Raw genomic sequence first — 20878 nt, 5'->3', positions numbered from 1 at the left:
TGTTATTGTAGTTTTTCGTTAATAATAGTCTTAACAATGTCCACTGCTACAGTATTATATTTATTGTTAGGTATTATTATGTCAGCATATTCCATCATTGGTTGTATAAACTGTTGATGCATTGGTTTTAGTGTATTTTGGTATCTTGCTAAAACCTCGTCTATATCTCTTCCGCGTTCAGTGATATCTCGTTTTAATCTTCTTATTAATCGTTCGTCGCTGTCTGCATGAACAAATATTTTAATATCAAACATTTCTCTTAGCTCAGGATGTGTTAGTATCAAAATACCTTCCACTATCATAACTTTTCTAGGTTTTGTTTTGATGGTGTCTCCTGTTCTGTTGTGTTTTACAAATGAATACACAGGTTGTTCTATGATTTGTCCATCTTTTAAATCTTTTAGATGTTGTTCTAACAAATCAAAATCTATGGATCTTGGATGGTCAAAGTTGATTTTGATTCGTTCGTCATACGACAAGTGACTTGTATCTTTATAATACGAATCTTGAGAAATTATCCCAACTTCGCCTTCAGGCAACTGATTTAAAATTTGATTAACAACTGTTGTTTTTCCACAACCAGTACCTCCTGCAATTCCAATTATAAGCATATTCTATTATTAAATCTTTGGTGACAAATTTAATAATTCTAAGTTATCTAATTGGTATTTTTATAACGTATTAATTTGGTAAATTGTTATTGTGTAAGTCTTGCTGAAATTTTTTTATAAACTTTAGCTTTAGAATAAAAAATAAAGTGAAATGTTTTATAATTTTAGAATAAATTTTTAAGGTTAAATCATTGATTTTTAATATGTTTTGATGTTGTAGTCCTGTGTGTTTAGAATTTTAATATTTTTTCTGGTTTTAGTTAAAAGAAAAAATGTATATTTGCACCTCCAAAAAGGAAACCCTTTGCGGGAATGATAATCAATTCGGGGTGTAGCGTAGCCCGGTTATCGCGCCACGTTTGGGACGTGGAGGCCGCAGGTTCGAATCCTGCCACCCCGACAAATTATAGTATCAATCTATAACAAAAACCTGTTAATCGTATGATTTACAGGTTTTTCTGTTTTTAAGAATATCATAAGAATTGATATGTTTTGATTAAAAACGTCAACAAATCGGATAACAATTTGAAAAATCAAAAAGTGTTGACCAGATTTGTAGCTAACTGTCTGCTAATCGATAAATAAATGTATCTTTATAAGTGATTTGACTTTCGTCTGATAACAACGAATTATTGTTAACTAAAAGACGAAATAATGAAAACATCTTCCACCTTCAGTATTTTGTTCTGGGCGGACTTCTCCAGGGCAAAAAATGACCAAGCATCAATTTACGCAAGAATTACGGTAAATGGTAAACGGGCTACCATCAGTTTAAAACGAAAAGTTTTAGTTTCTGATTGGGATGTCCATAAAAACAGAGCTCGGGGAACAAATCAGAAATCAAGAATTCTAAACAGTTATTTAGATGAAACTTACAATCATCTGTTTAAATGTTATCGCGATTTAATGAATGAGCATAAATTGATTACCGCACAGGTCGTTAAGGCTCGATATTTCGGTAATGACGAAAATAATCGTTCCATTACAGATATTATCAATTACCATAATGAAGATATGGTAAACAAATTAAAGTGGGGAACACAAAAAAATTATTACACTACACAGAGTTATATCTCCAAATTTTTATCGAAATCCTATAAGACCACAGACCTTTATTTACGGGAACTTGATTATCACTTTATCATAAAGTTTGAGAAATATCTCCGGGACTACATACCAGAAGACCATCAAAAGCCAATGGGCAACAATACCGTAATGAAGCATATCGAGCGTTTTAGAAAGATGATAAATTTATCGTTTAAATTGGGTTGGATTCAACGCGACCCATTTATCAATTTCAAATCTAAATTCATTAAAAACGAAAGAGGCTTTTTAAGTCTCGAAGAGCTTCAAGAGATAGAAAATAAACAATTTAGCATTCCAAGATTGGAATTGGTAAAGGATTTGTTTGTTTTTAGTTGCTATACCAGTTTAAGTTATATCGATGTCATCCATTTAACTGCGGATAATATCTGTATTGGCATCGATGGCGAACTTTGGATTTATTACAAACGGGAAAAGACGACAAAGCCCATACGAATACCTTTGTTGCCAAAGGCGATGCAAATTGTTGAAAAATACAAGAGCAACCGTAAATCAATATCACAAGGAAGTATATTTCCTAAAATCTCAAATCAAAAACTAAATTCTTATTTAAAGGAAATTGCTGATGTTTGTGGTATTAAAAAGAACCTTACTTTCCACATTGCCCGACATACATTTGCTACAACGGTTACATTAAGTAATGGTATGCCCATTGAGACGGTTTCAAAATTGTTGGGTCACTCCCGAATATCTACAACCCAAATTTATGCTAAAGTCATTGAACGTAAAGTAAGTGATGATATGCAAAAATTAAGGGCTCAATTCAATGAGATAGAAAATGAATCTATCTCTAAAGTGGTTTCTCAAAATTCATAATTCCAGTTAATTAAAAATACAATGGAACTATCTATAATAAAAAATAAAATCCATAATATTCAAGGAAACAAAGTTATTCTTGATTTTGACCTTGCTGAACTCTATGAAGTAGAAACTAGAGTACTAAAACAAGCGGTTAGACGTAATCTTAAACGTTTCCCCGATGATTTTATGTTTCAGCTTTCAAAAGATGAGTGGAAAGAGGTTATCACAAATTGTGACAACCTTCCAGAGAACATTAAATTTAGTCCTGCCACTCCGTTTGCCTTTACCGAACAGGGCGTGGCAATGCTTTCTAGCGTACTTAACAGCGACAAGGCCATTGACGTAAATATATCTATTATGCGTGCATTTGTAGCGTTACGGCAGCATCTTACAGATTATAGCAACCTTAAAGAACATATAGCCCAACTTGAAAAAGAAATGAATATCAAATTTAAGGACATTCATCAGGCTTTGAATTATTTACTGCAAAAGGACAAGGTACAGATTGAACAGCATAACAGGGAACGAATTGGTTTTAAAACGGATAGGAAAGATTAGTAACTTTTCTTTGCTTATCAGAATAGACAATTTTTATGAATATATTGCTTTTATTAATTCGGTTCAATATGAATTAGTATGTGTCCTAAATTCGGTATTTCTTTTTGTAAATGGTCTTTTAACTTATGAGCAATGTCGTGACCAGATTTTACCGAAATTTCATTATTCACAATTGCGTGTAAATCCACGTGGAATTTCATTCCGGATTTTCTAATAAAACATTTCTCTGTTCCTAAAACACCTTGAACTTCTGTTGATTTTTCTCTAATTTCAATTATCAGTTCGTCATAAAGTTGTTCGTCCATAACTTCTCCTAAAGCTGGACGTAATATTAAATAACTATTATATAAAATGAATCCAGAAGCGAATAAGGCAGCCCAATCATCTGCTGTTTCATAACCTTTTCCATATATGATTGCTATCGAAATACCGATAAAGGCCATTACCGAAGTTATGGCATCACTTCTATGATGCCAAGCATCTGCTTTTAATGATGAACTATTTGTTTGTTTACTTTTTTTAATTACAATTTGAAATGAGATTTCTTTCCAAGCTATTATTAGACCTAGCACAATCAAAGTCCAAGATTTCGGGATTTTATGAGGTGTTTGAATGTTTTGAATACTTTCATAGGCGATTATTGTGGCAGAAACAACAAGGAATGTAACAACTCCAAAGGTAATTAATGGCTCAATTTTGCCGTGTCCATAGGGATGATTTTCGTCCGCTGGTCGTTTTGCATATTTAAAACCTAATAAAACTAAAAATGAAGCAAAAATATCCGTTGTCGATTCAATCGCATCTGCAATTAAAGCATAAGAATTTCCAAAAAATCCCGCAAGTCCTTTAATTAAGGCTAAAGCAGTATTCCCAATTATGCTGAAATAAGTTGTTCGTATTGCGGTTTGTTCGTTATTCATTCTAATTTTAGTTGTCAATAAATTTGTTATATTTATAACAAAGATACTTTTTTAATCACAAAAAAAAGAGGTGATAAACACCTCTTAAATTTTGGTTTCCAAAATCATTTTTCTGCTCCCTTTTAGCTCCTTCAGCTCCAGCATTAACTTTTCGTTGTCGCCTAAAACAAACTTTGGAACTACATACACAAAGCATTGACTTTCTCCATCAGTAATGGAATATGGCATTTTGTGTTTGTAAATAACTTCTTGTTGTAATCTTTGGTAAGAGGCTTTACGCTTTTTGTTTCCGTTGGTTCTATAAACTTTAATGTAGTCAATTTCAAAATCGATTCCAGACCTGTTCTTGACCTCTATAACCAAATACACTTCAGAAGCATCATACGCTATTTTTTGTAATTGGACTTTAATTCCTTTTTTGCGTTTGGTTTCAATACGCTCAAAGTTGGATTTTAATAAATACTCGCTGAATTTTTGAAAATGTGTTATTCTATTTGCATATTCGTTCAACGGTTTAACTTCTGGCTTCTGCTTAATCTTTTCCGGAAGTTCACTGCCAATGCTTTCATTTTCATTGATAAAATAATTCAGTTCTGGAAGTTTTTCAGAATATTTCAAAATATAAGAATAAACGCGACCATCACTTGTAACGGTCAATAGGTTGCTTTCTGTTCCAGGCTTCGCCTGTAACAAACCGAAATACTGCTCTTTCTCACGATTATAGGTGAATACAAAATTGGAAGCTCCTGTAATTCCTTGTCGAATAGGGTTTGGAAAAAACAGGGCAACGTTTTTCTGGTCGTTGGCGTAAATAGTGTCAAGGGGTTGCTGTGCTGAAATTGACATTGAACAAATCAATAACAGTAATGTGATATATGTTTTCATAAGAGTGAGTTTATTAATTGCCCATTATGGGCTTTCCTTGATATTTTGTTTTAGGAAGTCTTAAAATGAGTTTGTAATTATCGGTTATCGTAACCTTTACGTTTTTATGGTTACGTTGGAATATTTTCTTGAAACCGCTTACTTGCGGAACACCAGTAATATTAATGTCGTCCACCATATCGCCAACAATTTCATTGGTAACTTCTGCTCTAAAACTGTTTTCAACATAAATGCCTTCGCTACCATCCTGAAAATCATAGGCTTTCAATTTTACTGGTTGATGATTGATATTCTCAATGTCTATGATGGTGCGATTGGGTTTAAAATTGACAAATCCATAAATAGGCGTATTCTTGGAATAGCGTTGTCCATAAATGGTAGCATCTTTTATCAACCGCATTTGTAAGCGATAATTGGTTTTAACTGTTTGTGTGCCATCTACTCGTACATAAATGAAATCATCGGTATTTTTTGAATTCAAATCCTCATTTTCAATAGGATGCGAAGCAAAAAAGAGTTGATGCTCCAAAGCACGTTCTTTGGCTTCCACGTTCGTTTCTTGCTCTTCAATAGCATCCGTTGTGTCTTTTTCCTTCTTAACAGGTGGTTTTGGTGGATAGTATCTTGGATTAATATTTTCAAACGTTCTATCTGAATATCGAATCTGCCCTTGTTGGTAAATGCTATCTACCATCTGCATTTTTTTCTTGTCCAATAAATCAGGGTCATATACGCCTGTGGAATCCAACAGCCGTTCATCATAAATGCTGGGTGCGTTGGTTTCCCTAACTTCCTTTAAGTCGTTTAGGGCATCCAATTTGGAATCGTATTCCTTTTGGTCGTCTTCCAGTTCCGGTACAGGAATCTGGTTGTTCTCAATGGTCGGTTCTTCGTCCTCGCCCAATATAAGCATTGCATAGCCACCTATAAAAAGCAGGATGCATACCAACACGATGGCAAAGACTATTTTATTTTTTTCTACTTTCATAATTTTCTAATTTTCGTAATGTGCTTTCAAAAAAGTTGGTAATTAGCAGTCCGTGGGTATTGTTTGGAAAGTTTCTATCTACGTGAATCAAATTTCCAATAGTGGTCAACTCATAAGTATCTGTGATAGTACCTCTATTGATTTCAAAAATGGTTTTCGTTTCAAACTTGTAGGGTTCGTTTTGAATATCAACTTTGGATTCGATATTCAATACTTTTTGAACCAACGAGTATTGCAACAAACGGTTATAAACTCCATCGGCTTTTTTCTGTCGGTACAGAGCATCTACAGAACTATTACCCAACCAAAGGGCTTTCTCCAAGTTCTTTTCGTAATTGCTGGCATCAATGTTATAGAAATAAGTGTGAAACAACTCCAATTGTGCCAAGACTTCTACTTTTAAATTTTCTTGTTGAGATACCAGTTTCAAGGGAATAACACTTCCGTCCGAATTGACTACAAAAGCATTATTAACTGTTTCTTTATGCAGCTTTATGACCATCAAAACGGAAATGACGCACGTGAGCACAGCTCCAATAACGACGGTCAATACTATAAAGCGATTGAGCTTTAAGATGTTGTAAATATTCTTATATGGTGTTTTCATCTGTAAATTATTATTGCTTTATCAGCCTGTAAAGAGTTTAAAAGTGAACGAGGTCGCTCGTTTATATAATTTGAATTTCAGCAATACAATAAATCCGATAGACCCTAACTGTAAAAGCGGTGCGAAAAAATTACTCCCCCAATCCGTACCAAATAAGTCGCTCCAGAAATTTGTATTGATTTCGGTATAAAGATTATTCACGAAAACATTGACCAGAAAGAAGGCAGGAACTAACATATATACGCCAGCGTAAAGCTTAAAAAAGTTGTATGCCAACGACCTGAACTTTTCAAAAACCGCCAAGCTGATGACCAAAGGGAAAAAGGCTTGCATTATGCCCAGCAAAAAGAATCGTTCTGCAAGGAATAAGGGGTAAATAAACAAATCCAATAGCCAGAGAAATATTCCGGCAATAAAGGATAGTATTTTTAAGCCGTATAAAGGTGTTACTAATGCTTCATAAAGCATTGCCATTGCTTTTTTGGTGGCATCCCAAGCACTTACATCCTGTTCGATGTCAATATCTTGCATCTGTAAAGGAAGAAGTGCGGGTGCCGTGTCCCGATATTGGTTTTCAATGGCCACCAAAATGGTGTCGAAAACACTTAATACCTGTGTGGAAAAAATGACTAAAATCACTATTGCAAAGTTTTTGGCCAGTTCCGCAGGGGTCAATCCCCACGTATAACCCTCATTATTGGCTACACCTTCATTGTACTTTTTTAGGATGTTGATGAGAAAAAACAAGAGGGCGAGTGTCTTCATTCCTACAATAGTGTATTGTGAGAAATCACTATTTTTTATCGTTTGAAAAATAGTGTCCACAAACTCTAACCCTATGCCTAAAAAAATACCTGACATTAGTAATCGGTTTCTCGGTTATTGATTTTGTACTGCATTTCTCGAAATTGAATAATCTCTCGATAGCGTCTGGTTTTTGCCTCAATTTCCGCTACCATTTCCTTGGATTCCAGCTCTTTTTCTTTAAGGACTTCGGCACGTTCGGCATCGGTCATTTTCAGATTGTCGCTGGACAATATTTGGTCGATATATTCCATACCAGCCATAGAGTTCTGAAGGATGGCATCAAAGGAATCTGAAATGCGTGTAACTTCATTTGGTTTAATAAAAGGGGAATTGAGGATTTCCCTCAAATCATCCTGTACAACATCAAACAATCGTTGGTTGTTTCTTGCCAGTTCCCTGACTGCTTGAAGTTGTTTGATGACATTGTTTACCTTATCGATATTCTCTTTTTGGGTTTTAAGGAATTTTACCGTCTTCATTAAATTGGCGGTTTGTTTACCTGATTCCAATAATGATTTTACAAAAGAGATAAAGTTTGTGTTGTCATACACAGGCATCCCCTGGGCCGAAGCCTTACTTCCAATTAGCACTACAAATAGTGCGGATAACATTAGATTTCTGATAGTGTGTCTCATAATTTTTATTTTTAAGAATTAATAAATATTTTAATGGCTTTCTCCATATTTTGGTGTTCTTCAAAATGTTTCATAATGTCTTCGTTTTCTTTGCCATCCGTGAGGTAAGCAGCAAAGACTTCGGGCGGTACTTCCAATCGGAAAATGTTGCTTTCCTTTCCGATTTTGATGAACATTTCGGTATATTTTCGTGTTCCTGTAAGGTTGTTACGAATGGATTTTAACTGGTTTAAATCGTGACTGGTAAGGTTGAGCCTGTTTTTTAATTCGGCATAGCCTTTTTCATTACGAAGGCTGTAAATTACTTGGGTGTTTTCAAGAATACTCGCCGATGTGGAATTGTTGGGCAATTGGTTAATGGATTGCAGTATAATCCCAATCGCTCCATTTTGTTTTCTAATGGCTTGATAATAGAATTCTACACTTTCGAGTACATTTCCAAATTTGAGCTGTTTGGCAAACTCGTCGAATAGGATGATTCCCCTCTCGGCTTTATTTCTCCAAATGGTTCTTTGAATGGCAGATTTAATCAGCTTCAACATTACGGAAAGGATTTCCTTATTGTCCTTTACTTCATCAAGTTCAAAAACAATCAGTCTTTTATCCTCAATTTTATAGGTCTGGTCTTCACTTACATTGAACAGGAAGCTGTACAAGCCATCATCCACATATTCAGAGAGAATGTGCAGAAAATCGTAGATGTTGAAATGTTGCTCTTGAATATGTAGTTCTTCTAAAAAGGTGTCTTTTTTTGTATCAACGAACTGGTATAAATTTTCCAAAGAATGTGTACCACCCACATTTTGTAGATAGTAGTACCGAAGTACTTTTTTGACCGCCACTTCTTCAGCTTTAGTCGTTGCTTTGCCCGAAGCCAAGAGCTCTAAAAGGAAGATTGCCAAATCTTCCAATCGCTCTGGTGTCAAATCATTGACATCAGAGATATAGAATGGATTGATACCCAAATTTTTTCCCTGTTCATAGCGAAGGATGATATGGTCGTCTGGATAGAGCTTGGCAAATTTTGAATATGAACCACCTAAATCAATAATGACCAATCGAACATTTTGTTCAAAATATTGGCGTAGAATATTGTTTGCCAAAAAAGATTTTCCCTCTCCAGTAGGTGCGAAAATGGCAAAGTTCCTTGCCTTGATGCGTTTCTTCTTTTCATCCCAGACATCTTTAAGTACAGGAATGTTATGTTGTCTGTCATTAAAGATGACACCTGTGGCATCTGACTGATAGTTGGTATTGTTAATGTACAGGCAAAGAGCGTGTTTTAAATCGGTTACGTATAAATCCTCATTAGAAAAATTGGAAGTAAAACAGCAATATGAGTTTAAGAAATATTGCTTGCGTTCTTCGCCTTTTGGATAATAAGGCACTATATCCAATTCTTTGAATTCGGTTTTTATTTTGGAAGCAATTCTTTCTAATTGTGCTTCATCTTTATCCCAGAATATAATATTTAGATGACCCCTAATAATTCTTGAACTATCGTCCTCATTGATTTTGGTAACAATGTCTTCAATCTTCTTTAAGATGACTTTGTTCTGTGTTTCAAAATTGGAACTCTTTTTGAGTTCTTCAATTTTCTTGTCCAACAGCTTTCGCCATTTGTGCTTATCATCCAAATAAATGATTTGGTTGACAATATGATTTTCATTGAGATTCAACCCTAATCCGTCAATAAATCCTTGGTGGAATACAAAGTCGTCCGAAGTAAATTTATCATTGGTCTTGCTACTCTGAACCACATCGCCATAACACAATTCGCTATTGATGGCCAGCACATCAAAATGATGGTCGCCAATTTCAATATTCGCTTTTTTCAATAGAATGTCGGTATCAAATCCTTCGTTGAATCCATTAAAATAAGCATTGGTCAATGACAAGACTTTATCGATACCCAAAGGTATCAATGACACTTTCCGGCTGTTATTTACAAAGGAAACGGCATCGTTAACAGAAGCAATAAATTCCTGAACGTTATGGTCCATTTGCTTATGAATACCCTTTTCGACCTTGCGGAATGGGTTGGTAAACTTCGGTGCGTTCAAAGCTTTGTTGTGCGGAAGTATAAAGAATAGGTAAGAAGAATGTTTAATGAATTCCCGACCTTTAAAATAATCGTGTGTGGCACGTTGCAAAAAGCTTTTGTTCGGAAGTTCTTCCGCCAAATATTCAGCTTTCTGATAGATGTCCTGTTTGTGGATAACCGTGGCAATAGGCAATGATTTAAACGCTTGAAACCACGAACCGTGAATATCCTCAAAATCTTTTTCCGCGAGGGAATAGATTTCAGGATTGTCCACTTGATAGCCCAATACCACATTGCCGTTATTAGCGAACACGATATGGTCTTGAATATCCAAAATAGGATGATATGCCGATAGGTTAATTTTCTTCATAGTACAGACGACTTCCTTTTTTGTTACTAATTGTTTGTGGGAATACCTTTTTGATGTGCATCAATGCAGGGTTTTTGGTAATGTGAGTCAATACGATATACAGTGCACCGTTCAATAGAAATACTGAAATGATAACAGTAAAGCTGAACGAAAAGATGATGAACAGCAATGAACCGATAACAACGGTCATCATTAAAGCGAACAATGATATGGGCAGACCCATAATCACGGCTCGCTTGCGTATGTTTTTATAGACCTCGAATCGTTTCATTACACTACGATGCTAATGAGGTACGTAAAGATGCCCACGACTGCTCCCGCAATCAATACAAAGACCAGTACGCGGGTAATCCCTTTTTTTAAATCGGCATTTTCGCCAAAGAAATGTCCAGCATTAAATAGGAATCCAATTAAAAAGATAACGCCCAAAATAATGGGGAAAATGGTTCGGATAGTATCAGAAACATCGTTTACGGAATCTTCGATACCTCCAATTTGTGCAAAAGTTGTACTTGAAATAAGTAATGATAAGATGGTTACATAATGTGATTTTTTCATAATCAAAGTGATTTAGATTTTACGTCAATTTTGATATTTGAAAAATAGTGTATATTGCAATACAAAGAACTGATAATCAGTAAATTGTGAATAAAATAAGTTTTGATGTCAATTGTTTTTATTTGATGCGAATTGGTATCAAATTTTATGAAAATTGAAAAGTGCGATGTTGATAACTCTAAAATTTTGGAAGTGGGTAACGCCCAAAAACGTCAGTTTTGTGATTTTGATGCTACAATTCTGTGTGATTTTCGGTCAACAAAAAGTCATTATCATCGACCCTGGACACGGTGGAAAAGATACTGGTGCAATCGGTACAAATAGTATTCAAGAAAAGGATGTATCGTTAAGTATTGCCAAAGAGATTATAAGGCTAAATGAAACCCTCTTAAATAACGAGTTTGATATGTATTCGACCAGATATATGGACACTTTAATTTCTTTATCCGATAGAAGTCGATTAGCTGAAAGCTTAAAGGCTGATGTGTTTGTATCGTTACATTGCAATGCCTCTAACACATCGGCAAAAGGAATGGACATTTACGTGCATAATACCAACGATGAAGAAGTACTTATAAAGAAATCTATCGGAATGGGATTGTCCATTTTGGAAGAAAGCACTCTGAAATTGGACTTTAAAAAACGAGCAGTTCGATTCGCAAATTTTCAAGTGCTACGTGAAAATATCGAAATTCGCCCTGCTATACTCATCGAAATGGGCTTTATTTCGAGCACCGATGAAGCAGATTATTTTTTAAAGCCCAAAAATATAAGAGCAATGGCATTGGCCATTTTAATGGGATTGTATAACTATTTAAATGTTGGGTTATGAAGGAAATATTTATGGAAATTGTAAAAAGCATTAGAAAGATTATTATAACTATCTTCAAAGAGATAATTAAAACTAAAAATCCTCAATCCTAAATTTTAGTTTTTTGTCAAAATATAACTTGTCAAAATAATTTTGTAGGGTTGGGTCAGTAAAAACAACATATTCACTTTCACATATTTCTTTGAAGTTCTTTGGGTCTTTTAGGAACATAGCACATACATCCAATTCATCATTGGTTATTAATCTTCCGTGTAGTAATTCTCTATGCTCCAAAAAGTTAAAAATCTTTCTGGATGGATTACTGAAACTATTGTAAAGCACTTTCAAAAAAGTTTCTAAATCATCGACATATATTGACCAAGGGTAAGGGTCTTCATTATTTTTCCTTTTAAGCATTAATCCTAAATCGGTTTGTATGGAAGCAAATCTTTCTGAAGTAACTACAATGCAAAAAATCTCGTGAATTTCATTCGTGATAATTACCTCCGATTTATTTTTCAAGCTAACAATAACCTTTTCATTGTTTAACAATTCCTGTTCAACCTGATAGCATTGGTCATAACCTTTTTGAATACAGTCGTTAAAGTCAGATTTAATTCTTTGGTATGCTTGTTCCGTAACCCTTCGTGGTTCTCTATATCTTGAAGCCTTACATTCAATGATATAGGCGTTATTATCCACAAGGATTAATATATCTTTTTCTTCTGGCTCGTTGTTTATGTAATAGTTGGTGAAAATTTTAATCCTTTTTGATTTTTTGAAGAATTTTTTAAATATATCCAAAGTATGGCTTTCCAAAACAACTTTTCCTCTACGGAAATTTACTTGTTCTTTTTCCTTTTTTGTTTGAGTAAGCGTGGTATAAAGTAAATCATATAGAGCTGAAGGCAATTGTTTTTGATATACGTTTAAATACTGATTATCACTAATTCTTATAATCGGTTTATTTTCTAAAGGATTTTGTTGGGAATAAAATAAATTACTATGATTATCTTTAATATCAATTGAAAATAAGCCACAGAAAATATCAATATGTTTTTCTTCAAAAGAGAGGTGAAAATCTTGTTTGGCAAAAAGTAAACATTGGTGGGGTTTCTCAAAAAAATTCAAAAAACTTTCTTGGGTCTCATTCGAAAGTTCTAACAGCTTATCTGTAAACTCATTCTCTGCTAATAATCCATTTGCAGATTGTCGAGCCAGTTTGTCAAAGCCTTTGTCTAAAATAAATGACTTTGAATTTATTGACTTTGCACGATAAATTAATTCAGAATGATTGCATAAATTAATTAAGGTTTTTAAATCGATTTCTAATCTTTCCTGTATTTTATCTTGATAAGGTTTAAACATCCTAATAACCTTATTTACCTCTTGTTCTCTATAATTTAATATTCCGTTTTGAAAGTAATTTTTGAATGCTAATTCGTGAACAAGTAATTTTTGTCTTTTATCAGAAATCTCATCAAATTCATTTCCCTCATAATTTTCTGATAAATAGAAACTAACTATCTCTAAAAGAATGTCAGCAACTTGCTGAAGTACTAAATCATTTTTTTCTGAATAATGAAGTTCTTCCTTGCCTGCCAATGGTGTAGAGAGTCTTAACATTATCAGATATAAAGAATCTTTTAATTTTGACTTGAATTTTTTTGAAAATCCAATATTGCTTCTTTCTGGATGGTGTCTAATAAAATCAGCAAAAAAACATACAAAGCTCTCTTTTGTATAACGAGAGATTATTTTTTGAATTTCTAATGATTTTTTCTCTAAATCTATTTTCTTCATTTTATCCTAAAAACACTATCCTTAATTTTTCAAATCGTTACAAATGGATTACAACATTTTTTATATTTCATCAAATTCAAAATTAAGATTTTGCAATTCTGGGGTAATCTCTAACGGGTTTCCTTTTTTGGTTTGTCTGCCAGTTTCTGATATCAAGTGTAAATTGGTTTTGGCTCTTGAACAGATAACATAAAGTAGTTTTTTTGAAGCGGCAACAGGGTCTCCAGTAAAAATGTCATTCCAATGTGGGATATACCCATTTAGCAAACCATAAGCAATAACGGTTTCAAATTCTTCTCCTTTAACACCAACGCAAGTATTGATGACGACGCCTGACATTTCTCTATAAAAACTCATAAATGATGCTATGTCACTTGGAACTTGAAACGTTGGGTCTTCAAGACGGCTCTTTATTACATCGAAAAAGGTCTTCCTATTTATAAGAAGTTGTGCGTAAATAGTTTGGTCAATCCCAACAGCCTCTAAAAACTGGTCAAAACAATCATTAAGATAATCGATACCTTCAGTTTCATTGGATGTTATCGAGTTAATCAATTTCAATACATTTCGCTCTGTTTGATATTGTTCGCTGAATTCAGTATTGGTATGTTCTTTAAAGTTTTCAATTACTTCAGAACACCATTTGTATCGCAATGAATATATTTTTGGTTGTGGCTGCGTTAAGAACAACCTCGATAACTTATACCAAATGTTATTTCGATTTTTTGACATTGGTGCTAAACCTGAAGCATCAAAATTTACATCTGGTAGTTTAGCTCTCAACTGTTTTGTGATAGTAGTTATTAACCACCATTGCGGAACCAATACGCATATTTCATCTTCTGGAATTCCATTATCTAAACTATGCTCTATAAGTCGTCCAATTTCATCTACTAAATATCCTTTGTCAATGGTGTTATTGTACGTTATTATACTATCAACGTCTTTATTAGTACCAATAGCTTCAATTTTAATTGGGTTTGTCTGGAATATAGAGTAAAAGTCGATAATTCTTTGTGTGGACCTATAATTTCCAGAAAGCGTAAGTTGCTCAATAGGTAAAGTGTTTAACTCTTCCTGTATTTCTTCCAAACTTTTGGCAATGCCACCCAAAGATGCATAAATTGCTTGGTCTGTATCTCCTACTAAAAATAGATTTGAGCTACCTTCCCCAGTTGTTACAATCGACGAAATAATTGCGTAAAGCAAATCTTGCGTGTCTTGATATTCATCAACACATATAAGGCTAAAAATGTTCGATAACGTTTTTTTTATTTTAGGATGCTTGGTTAAGAGTTTGTATGAATAGTATAGTAGAAGCTCAAAATCAATTAACTTCTCTGTTTGTAGCCTTTCGTGATAATCCTTAAGGACTCTTTTTTGAATTGTTTTTGGTTCGGCAAATGTGCCGTCCCTATTGAATCTGAAATTAATCGGGTCAATAGGTTTTAACTTATGCTTTTCTTTAAGTTCACTTATGATATCCGAGGCATAAGTTTCATCGGCAATTAAATAGCCGTTTTCAAGTTCAGGTAAATAACAGGAATAGGGTTTTATAATCCATTCGAGACAAAATGAATGCAAAGTGCCAGACCAAACCCGATTACTATTAATTCCCATTGCGTTTAATCTGCGATATATTTCTTCGGAAGCCCTTACGGTAAAAGTTAGAGCGACAATCCTTTGTTTACTGTTTACATCAATATTTTTTAGAGCATAAGCGAGTTTATGAATAATCACTCGTGTTTTTCCACTTCCTGGGCAAGCTGTAAGAAGTACATTTCCATCTTTAACAACGGCATCTTTTTGTTGGTCGCTTAAAGTATCTAAAATCATATAAACGATAAAAATTTAGTAAATTGGTCATTAGGAAAGTTGGCTATATAGTCATCAATAACCTGTTGGTCTTCTTTATCCTTAAAACTAATTTTTGTTGCTACATCGTAATAACTATCATTTTTACTACGACTAATTTTTCGTAACCTGTATTTAGCGGTTTTAGCTTTAGAGGCATTATTTAAATGCGAAGATGCAAAAGCAACGGCTTTCAAAATATATTCAGGAATATAAGTATTGTAAACTAAATTATCTGCAACAACCAACGCCAGCCAACCTTTGCCTTTTTTATCAGCCAATCGTAAAACTTCTACACCTGCAATCGAAACTGATTTTTCTTCTAACTTTTTCTTTGAAGAATCAATAGCTGCTTGTTGTTTGAAAATTTCAGGAAGTGATTGTACGTATTCGTGGCTATTCCCATTCAAAAGGAAATCAACTTCAAAGGTGTATTTAGAGTAAAAAGGAATCAAGAAGTCGTTTTTGTCACAAAATTTATCCAATTCCTTTTTTCTTTCAGCTCCACTAATTTGCGATGCCCTACAATGTTTTTCATAAGCAGAATCATCAACTTCATTTGCAGGTAAATTGACAATACTGGCATCCAAGTCAGTTAGTATGGCACAGTTTTTCTGAATTCTATCCTTATGGAAAAGCCTTGCAACATTTTTAAAACCTGTACTTCCAATGTTTACGAGACTTATCCCAATTTCATCGAGCGAAATTCCAAAGACTTTTTTAAACATTTGAGGAATGAGAATCTGTTCTGCATCGCCTTCAACCAAAACAACGCCTTTCGCGAAAAGCAAGTTGCTTCTTATGGCGTCCAAGTACCTTTCGGCTCTTGTTATATAATCATCATCAAGATTGTTAGATGGTTGATATACCAAAGTCTGCATATTTCCTCGGCTTAAAATATTTACTGAACTTATTCGGCTTACAGATGAAATGTGAGTAGAATGCGTTAAAATAATAACCTGTGTTTTATTGGTTTGCACATTATCAAAAAGGGTTTTTTGAATATGCGTATGAATATGTGCTTCTGGTTCTTCTATTAAAAGAAAATTTGCAATTCTATCCGTTCTGATTTTTTCATACTCCAATAGCTTTAGTGATAGGTAAATCATATTTGCACCTCCCAAACTCAACTCCCATATTTTACCCATATAACCTTCTTCATCTGGGTCGCCAACCCATAGTTTGAGTGATTGCAGTAGTTTTTCCATATCATTTGGAAGTTCTGATTTGACATCTATATTAGGGCCGTAAGTAGTACCCACAGCTTCCTTAATACTTTTGTCAATTCCATCTTTCACATCCTTTACTTCTTTGAGAGAACTAATTTGGTCGTTAAGTTTGTTAACGCTATCAATGATGTCCGTTTGTTTTGAAACTTCAATAGTTTTTTCCTTTCCTCGTAATAAATTAATCAATGGATTAGTAGAATAGGAACGTAAGTCGCTTTCGACATCTCGAAGTGCTTTAATGAACGTACAAGAAACCTCGTTGTGCACACTTATTTCCCTCGGCAGAAACGTTCCAAAAATCAATTCTTCTTTATCATCTGGGTTTGGGAATTCAACAGCATCAAAATCGCCAACATACTTTTTATAGGTAGTGTCATCACTAAAATCTCCAGAGCCTCTGCATAAGTAAGACGTTTCATAATCATCAATCGTAAGTTTATCAAAAAAAAGCTGAAGCCCTGCTACACTTTTACCTGCGGTTTGTGAATAATCATATAATTCTTTTCTAAACTGATATTTTGGTCTAAAGTACACCGAGTAACTTCCAGTCTTTTTGCTGCCTTCCATATCTCCCGAAGATTGTACTGCCAGTACCTGTGCTTCTTCACTCGCATCCAGTTCGTCAAAAGTAACCGATAAAATTATCCAATGTCCAGCCCATTTACCCAGACCTCGGTTAAAGTCAGACTCATTAAATCTTATATATCTTGGAAGTTTATCATCAATTAAAACTCGTAAAGCAAAAAAGAGATTGGTTTTACCTGAACCGTTTTCTCCTAAAATAGTATTTATACCTTTTTTAAAAATGAATTTTGATTTATAGAAATTTCTAAAATTCCTAATGGATAGTGAACTTATATGCATAATAATTATTTTGAAACAATAAAAAAGCCAATGATTTCCCATTAGCTTTTTAAACATTAATATTTTAAGCGTAATCGCCTATAAATATACTGAAATGTCTTTTTAAATTCTTACGGTTTCCTACAAATTGTTAAAATTTTATTAAGAATATATCTTTACTTCTGGAAGTCAAAATTTTGGTTTTTTTTCGTAAATTAAGCCTAATTAGAGTGTTATAAACTCTAGTGCAAATAAAATGAGAGCAATTGCAATTTTCTTTTTGAACGTACTTCAAAATACTTTGGGGATGACTTTTGGATGGTTGTTTAAACCAAAAACCAAACGAAATTCATTTAAGGCCTTATCTGATGTTGAAATGGTAAAATATCTTGAAAAAAGAAGGCAATACAAAGGCTATAAAAAACAATGGCTGTATTACAGGTGTAGAGAAGAAGGTTTATTAGAAACCTATTACAAATTGTTCGATACTGAAGTTGAGGGACAAGATTCTGGAACGAAATTTAGTTTCGGTAAATATAGAGGGGAATATGTTGAAGCTATTTGGGAATCTGATAAAGAGTATATCAATTGGCTTTCCCAACAAGAATGGTTGGCTCAATATTTGGATGAAAGCGATATGATACACGAACTACTTCTTTTAGAGGAAGAAAACCAAAATTAGATTTAATCCCTTTTATCACGACTGCTTTTATCAAAGGCAATTAAATTGAACAGTTGTCGCATCCTTGAACGTACCCTATTCCCATAACGTTCCTCCAGTTCTTTAGCATTGAGGTTTGTAGTTGCGTGTGTTTTAGTTTTATGACTTAAAAATAAATCATAACGTGAAAGTAAGATTTCGCCCATTACATTACAATCTTTTCCAAAATGCCTTCCGGTGGGTTCTACACCCAAATCATCAAAACAATAAAACTTTTTGTCGCCGTAATTTTCAATGATGGTGTACCCAATATTATTAAAGGCAAAGGCAATGTTTCGTGTGGGTATAACCTCATACGATTTCTGATGTGGCACAATATGGCGTAACAGTTTCATTAAACTGGTTTTTCCACAACCAACAGGACCAGAAAGCAAAATCCCTTTATCGCGGTCGATGTCTAATTTTTTGCAATTAGCTTCATCCCTGATAAAATAATTACAGAGCTTGAATATAATATCACGGTCTTCTTCAAAAATTTTGAATTTCTTGCCAAAAAGTAGTTTTCCTTTGGCATTGAGATAAATTAGCATTTTATCAAAATCATAAAGCATTTGATTGTCTTTCAGTTCTCCCAAGGTGTATTGAACGCTACCCTCGGTAATGATATGTGGTTTGTGGGGATTCATAATGGTTCATTATAATTTTTGTTGGAACTTGTCTTTAGGTTGTCCGTATTTTGGCTAACTGCAACCATTGTTTTTTCTTCTTTTAGCTCTTCGGCCTTTATCATCCAGTTTCGAGCTGTGGCGTGCCAATCGACAATTTTTGTTTTTCCACCTACTTTCCAACCGATGCCTTGGTAGTGGTTGTAAAATTTTTTGGCTTCCAATTCTGGCCAATTTTCCTTTTCAAAAAAATCAATGACTTCATTTTCATTTTTTGGTTGGTCAAGTTTAGTATCATTTGCTTTGTTTTTTCCTGTTTGTATATGTTTGTTTATAGATACCACCGCTTGTCCATTGCTTGTTCCGATATTGGTAGGGTTTGGGTACAGAGCTTGTCCATCACTTGTCCCAAAATTGAACATCTTGATTCTGCTGCCTTTAAATGGATTATGTGAGGGTTCGTATAATAGGTATTTCCAATGATGTAGTTCTTTGATGCAGCGATGGTAGGTAGTTTTTGAACCAATCTTGGAAAACCGCATCGCTTCTTCTCGATTGATATAGAATTCTGTCGGAAAGTGATAGTTGTTCCATAATTGAAACAATGCCACGTACAAACTTATGTGCGTGGGATTTAAACGGCTATCCTTTGAGAATTGTAAGAATACAGCGTTTAGGTGCTTAATGTAATTGACCTGCTCCAAAACGATTTAGAATTTGTTATGAACTTTATTATTTTCCATTACGCTAATTATTTCTTCGTAATCGTAATAGAGTACACCCCCTACTTTGGTGTAGGGCAATGTGCCATTAATTCTTAAATTCTGTAACGTGCCAGAAGAGATTCCCAAAAGCTTTTTTACTTCAGGGGATTTTAGCCACCTTTTGGTAATATGACCAGATTGGCTATTGAGTAGTTCCTTGATATCATCGAGCAGTTCCATTTTGAATTCTCGAAGGTCGTCTGTGGTAATAATACTTGTGGGCATAATAGAACGGATTAAAAGAAAGGGACTACCGTTTTGCTTTCATCTAAAATGATAGCCCCTGACCTGATTTGACTTTCGTTCTACAAAATTGGGGTAGTTTGCTGGATTTTATTCACAAGTTAGGCCTACTTGGGTGTTTTTCTTCTCTCATTTTCAATGTAATACAATAGAGGGTTTTGGTACTTCTTCAGAAAAAATACCCTATCTAAAAACCACCAAATAAAATGAGATTTTCCATAAAACAAGAAACACCCAAGTTGAAGCATCTTGGGTGTTTTATTTTACGTTATCAGTATCATCCATCCGTTTGGTCAACTGCTTTTTCAGAATATCCAAAAATTTGGTTCTGCCATTTTTACGCATCCGTATTTCCAAAAAAGCCCTGTAATAATCGCCCAAGTCTACTTTAAATGTTTTTTCAACAAAATAGGCAATATCTTTAATGTCAACAGTACCATTATTAATGACATCTGTACTGTGCAAAGCGTATATCAGTTCAATTAAATATATTTTGTGGGCTGTCCAGGTAATTTTGGTTTTACTTTGTAACAATCTTAAACTTGCATAATTTCCATTATTCTCCAATTTATCAATTTCCCGTTTTAAGTGTACAATCAAAAGGTCGTAGGCTAAAATTGAGGCCACGGTACTATCGTGGCTTGTTGCAAATTCTTCATCAACAAAAAAGTGAAATGAGTCTGGGAACAACCGAATATCTGCCTTGCCTCTTAAAAAATATTGCTCATCAAATACAGTAGCTTCCCTGCGGTAATAATGGTAAAAATCAAGATTGTCGTTAAAGTAGGTTTGAAGTTTCTCAATATAATTGTTCAAATACTTTACTTGCGATTTATTGCTTCCCCTGGGTCTTTTACTTTCAATGTTAAATAATTTTACGTAATAAATAAGTTTGCTATAAATTTTTGGTTTAGTACATTTAAAGAAATGAATTTCCTCTAATTTGGTTTCAAATTCATAATCAACTACGATACTTCTAACTGATTTAAGGGTCTGTTTTGCAAGTTTAATCCCTTTTTCAGCTTTGAGTAAAATATCTTGTTCTTCTATTTCAAGAATATCTAATTTATTGTCTAATTTTTTTAATATATCGTCGTAATTTGTCGTCATTCATTCT

The 20878-nt window shown here is 34.0% G+C and carries 20 protein-coding genes and 1 tRNA gene; 5 read left to right on the top strand and 16 right to left on the bottom strand.

Features of this window, described 5'->3' with window-relative positions; translation table 11 throughout:
- Positions 1–2 precede the first annotated feature (2 nt).
- A complete protein-coding gene (gene udk / locus JM82_RS08510) occupies positions 3–611 on the bottom strand; it encodes a uridine kinase (RefSeq protein WP_145002328.1) in 609 nt (202 codons plus the stop codon).
- A 325-nt stretch (positions 612–936) separates the two neighbouring features.
- On the opposite strand from udk, the gene JM82_RS08505 reads away from it, so the two are divergent.
- The 3 genes from JM82_RS08505 (at position 937) to JM82_RS08495 (ending at position 3074) form a co-directional block, all read left to right on the top strand.
- Positions 937–1011 (top strand) — tRNA-Pro (locus JM82_RS08505).
- Between the two features lie 254 nt (positions 1012–1265).
- The gene (locus tag JM82_RS08500) at positions 1266–2531 is read left to right on the top strand and encodes a site-specific integrase (protein ID WP_145002326.1); all 1266 of its coding nucleotides are present in this window, start codon (positions 1266–1268) and stop codon (positions 2529–2531) included.
- Positions 2532–2552: 21 nt separating this feature from the next.
- Positions 2553–3074, top strand: a complete 522-nt coding sequence (locus JM82_RS08495; RefSeq protein WP_025743358.1) for an ORF6N domain-containing protein — start codon at positions 2553–2555, stop codon at positions 3072–3074.
- A gap of 53 nt (positions 3075–3127) precedes the next feature.
- Here the strand turns inward: JM82_RS08495 and JM82_RS08490 are convergent, their stop codons facing one another.
- From JM82_RS08490 to JM82_RS08450, 8 genes are all read right to left on the bottom strand, one after another.
- Positions 3128–3994, bottom strand: coding sequence for a cation diffusion facilitator family transporter (locus tag JM82_RS08490; RefSeq protein ID WP_025743359.1), 867 nt, complete (start codon positions 3992–3994; stop codon positions 3128–3130).
- An 84-nt stretch (positions 3995–4078) separates the two neighbouring features.
- Positions 4079–4879, bottom strand: coding sequence for a DUF4138 domain-containing protein (locus JM82_RS08485; protein WP_027126729.1), 801 nt, complete (start codon positions 4877–4879; stop codon positions 4079–4081).
- Between the two features lie 13 nt (positions 4880–4892).
- Positions 4893–5867 (bottom strand): conjugative transposon protein TraM, encoded by a 975-nt coding sequence (gene traM, locus JM82_RS08480; protein ID WP_025743361.1) that lies wholly within the window; start codon positions 5865–5867, stop codon positions 4893–4895.
- Positions 5848–6474 carry a conjugal transfer protein TraK gene (locus JM82_RS08475; RefSeq protein ID WP_025743362.1) on the bottom strand — a complete coding sequence of 209 codons (627 nt, stop codon included), beginning with the start codon at positions 6472–6474 and terminating at the stop codon, positions 5848–5850. Before JM82_RS08475 ends, traM begins: the two co-directional genes overlap by 20 nt.
- 21 nt (positions 6475–6495) lie before the next feature.
- On the bottom strand, positions 6496–7335 hold the full coding sequence (locus tag JM82_RS08470) for a hypothetical protein (RefSeq protein ID WP_034230060.1): 840 nt from the start codon (positions 7333–7335) through the stop codon (positions 6496–6498).
- Positions 7335–7892: a conjugal transfer protein gene (locus tag JM82_RS08465; RefSeq protein WP_339917541.1), complete on the bottom strand. Its 558-nt coding sequence runs from the start codon at positions 7890–7892 to the stop codon at positions 7335–7337. The genes JM82_RS08470 and JM82_RS08465 overlap by 1 nt, the downstream gene beginning before the upstream one ends.
- 35 nt (positions 7893–7927) lie before the next feature.
- Complete coding sequence (locus JM82_RS08460) at positions 7928–10330, bottom strand: TraG family conjugative transposon ATPase (RefSeq protein ID WP_145002324.1); 2403 nt, start codon at positions 10328–10330, stop codon at positions 7928–7930.
- 270 nt (positions 10331–10600) lie between these two features.
- Positions 10601–10888 carry a hypothetical protein gene (locus tag JM82_RS08450; protein WP_025743366.1) on the bottom strand — a complete coding sequence of 96 codons (288 nt, stop codon included), beginning with the start codon at positions 10886–10888 and terminating at the stop codon, positions 10601–10603.
- A gap of 229 nt (positions 10889–11117) precedes the next feature.
- Between JM82_RS08450 and JM82_RS08445 the strand changes: the two genes are divergently transcribed.
- Positions 11118–11720, top strand: coding sequence for an N-acetylmuramoyl-L-alanine amidase (locus JM82_RS08445; protein ID WP_231567375.1), 603 nt, complete (start codon positions 11118–11120; stop codon positions 11718–11720).
- A 72-nt stretch (positions 11721–11792) separates the two neighbouring features.
- Here the strand turns inward: JM82_RS08445 and JM82_RS08440 are convergent, their stop codons facing one another.
- From JM82_RS08440 to JM82_RS08430, 3 genes are read right to left on the bottom strand one after another with little or no spacing between them, the layout of a single operon-like run.
- Positions 11793–13502: a hypothetical protein gene (locus JM82_RS08440; protein ID WP_027126734.1), complete on the bottom strand. Its 1710-nt coding sequence runs from the start codon at positions 13500–13502 to the stop codon at positions 11793–11795.
- 60 nt (positions 13503–13562) lie between these two features.
- Complete coding sequence (locus JM82_RS08435) at positions 13563–15338, bottom strand: ATP-dependent helicase (RefSeq protein WP_027126735.1); 1776 nt, start codon at positions 15336–15338, stop codon at positions 13563–13565.
- The gene (locus JM82_RS08430) at positions 15335–17449 is read right to left on the bottom strand and encodes an ATP-dependent nuclease (RefSeq protein WP_145002322.1); all 2115 of its coding nucleotides are present in this window, start codon (positions 17447–17449) and stop codon (positions 15335–15337) included. The genes JM82_RS08435 and JM82_RS08430 overlap by 4 nt, the downstream gene beginning before the upstream one ends.
- 235 nt (positions 17450–17684) lie before the next feature.
- Between JM82_RS08430 and JM82_RS08425 the strand changes: the two genes are divergently transcribed.
- A complete protein-coding gene (locus JM82_RS08425) occupies positions 17685–18110 on the top strand; it encodes a hypothetical protein (protein ID WP_027126737.1) in 426 nt (141 codons plus the stop codon).
- 2 nt (positions 18111–18112) lie between these two features.
- Here JM82_RS08425 and JM82_RS08420 read toward each other — a convergent pair whose 3' ends face one another.
- From JM82_RS08420 to JM82_RS08405, 4 genes are all read right to left on the bottom strand, one after another.
- Positions 18113–18775, bottom strand: a complete 663-nt coding sequence (locus JM82_RS08420; RefSeq protein ID WP_110355858.1) for an ATPase — start codon at positions 18773–18775, stop codon at positions 18113–18115.
- Positions 18772–19296, bottom strand: coding sequence for a hypothetical protein (locus JM82_RS08415; RefSeq protein ID WP_261375339.1), 525 nt, complete (start codon positions 19294–19296; stop codon positions 18772–18774). The genes JM82_RS08420 and JM82_RS08415 overlap by 4 nt, the downstream gene beginning before the upstream one ends.
- 168 nt (positions 19297–19464) lie before the next feature.
- Positions 19465–19743, bottom strand: coding sequence for a helix-turn-helix domain-containing protein (locus JM82_RS08410; RefSeq protein WP_025743375.1), 279 nt, complete (start codon positions 19741–19743; stop codon positions 19465–19467).
- Between the two features lie 276 nt (positions 19744–20019).
- Positions 20020–20871 carry an RteC domain-containing protein gene (locus tag JM82_RS08405; RefSeq protein ID WP_027126739.1) on the bottom strand — a complete coding sequence of 284 codons (852 nt, stop codon included), beginning with the start codon at positions 20869–20871 and terminating at the stop codon, positions 20020–20022.
- Positions 20872–20878 lie beyond the last annotated feature (7 nt).

The sequence above is a fragment of the Olleya sp. Hel_I_94 genome (genome assembly GCF_007827365.1).
Lineage (GTDB): Bacteria > Bacteroidota > Bacteroidia > Flavobacteriales > Flavobacteriaceae > Olleya.
The sequence above is the reverse complement of the archived record's forward strand: the minus strand, read 5'-3'. Positions and strand labels throughout refer to the sequence as shown.

Coding starts and splice junctions, on each gene's coding strand:
- JM82_RS08440 (WP_027126734.1), bottom strand. CDS start 13,502: ATGAAGAAAATAGATTTAGAGAAAAAATCATTAGAAATTCAAAAAATA.
- JM82_RS08410 (WP_025743375.1), bottom strand. CDS start 19,743: ATGCCCACAAGTATTATTACCACAGACGACCTTCGAGAATTCAAAATG.
- JM82_RS08405 (WP_027126739.1), bottom strand. CDS start 20,871: ATGACGACAAATTACGACGATATATTAAAAAAATTAGACAATAAATTA.
- JM82_RS08500 (WP_145002326.1), top strand. CDS start 1,266: ATGAAAACATCTTCCACCTTCAGTATTTTGTTCTGGGCGGACTTCTCC.
- JM82_RS08495 (WP_025743358.1), top strand. CDS start 2,553: ATGGAACTATCTATAATAAAAAATAAAATCCATAATATTCAAGGAAAC.
- JM82_RS08430 (WP_145002322.1), bottom strand. CDS start 17,449: ATGCATATAAGTTCACTATCCATTAGGAATTTTAGAAATTTCTATAAA.
- JM82_RS08485 (WP_027126729.1), bottom strand. CDS start 4,879: ATGAAAACATATATCACATTACTGTTATTGATTTGTTCAATGTCAATT.
- JM82_RS08425 (WP_027126737.1), top strand. CDS start 17,685: ATGAGAGCAATTGCAATTTTCTTTTTGAACGTACTTCAAAATACTTTG.
- JM82_RS08420 (WP_110355858.1), bottom strand. CDS start 18,775: ATGAATCCCCACAAACCACATATCATTACCGAGGGTAGCGTTCAATAC.
- JM82_RS08465 (WP_339917541.1), bottom strand. CDS start 7,892: ATGTTATCCGCACTATTTGTAGTGCTAATTGGAAGTAAGGCTTCGGCC.
- traM (WP_025743361.1), bottom strand. CDS start 5,867: ATGAAAGTAGAAAAAAATAAAATAGTCTTTGCCATCGTGTTGGTATGC.
- JM82_RS08450 (WP_025743366.1), bottom strand. CDS start 10,888: ATGAAAAAATCACATTATGTAACCATCTTATCATTACTTATTTCAAGT.
- JM82_RS08475 (WP_025743362.1), bottom strand. CDS start 6,474: ATGAAAACACCATATAAGAATATTTACAACATCTTAAAGCTCAATCGC.
- JM82_RS08435 (WP_027126735.1), bottom strand. CDS start 15,338: ATGATTTTAGATACTTTAAGCGACCAACAAAAAGATGCCGTTGTTAAA.
- JM82_RS08445 (WP_231567375.1), top strand. CDS start 11,118: ATGCTACAATTCTGTGTGATTTTCGGTCAACAAAAAGTCATTATCATC.
- JM82_RS08460 (WP_145002324.1), bottom strand. CDS start 10,330: ATGAAGAAAATTAACCTATCGGCATATCATCCTATTTTGGATATTCAA.
- JM82_RS08490 (WP_025743359.1), bottom strand. CDS start 3,994: ATGAATAACGAACAAACCGCAATACGAACAACTTATTTCAGCATAATT.
- JM82_RS08470 (WP_034230060.1), bottom strand. CDS start 7,335: ATGTCAGGTATTTTTTTAGGCATAGGGTTAGAGTTTGTGGACACTATT.
- JM82_RS08415 (WP_261375339.1), bottom strand. CDS start 19,296: ATGCGGTTTTCCAAGATTGGTTCAAAAACTACCTACCATCGCTGCATC.
- udk (WP_145002328.1), bottom strand. CDS start 611: ATGCTTATAATTGGAATTGCAGGAGGTACTGGTTGTGGAAAAACAACA.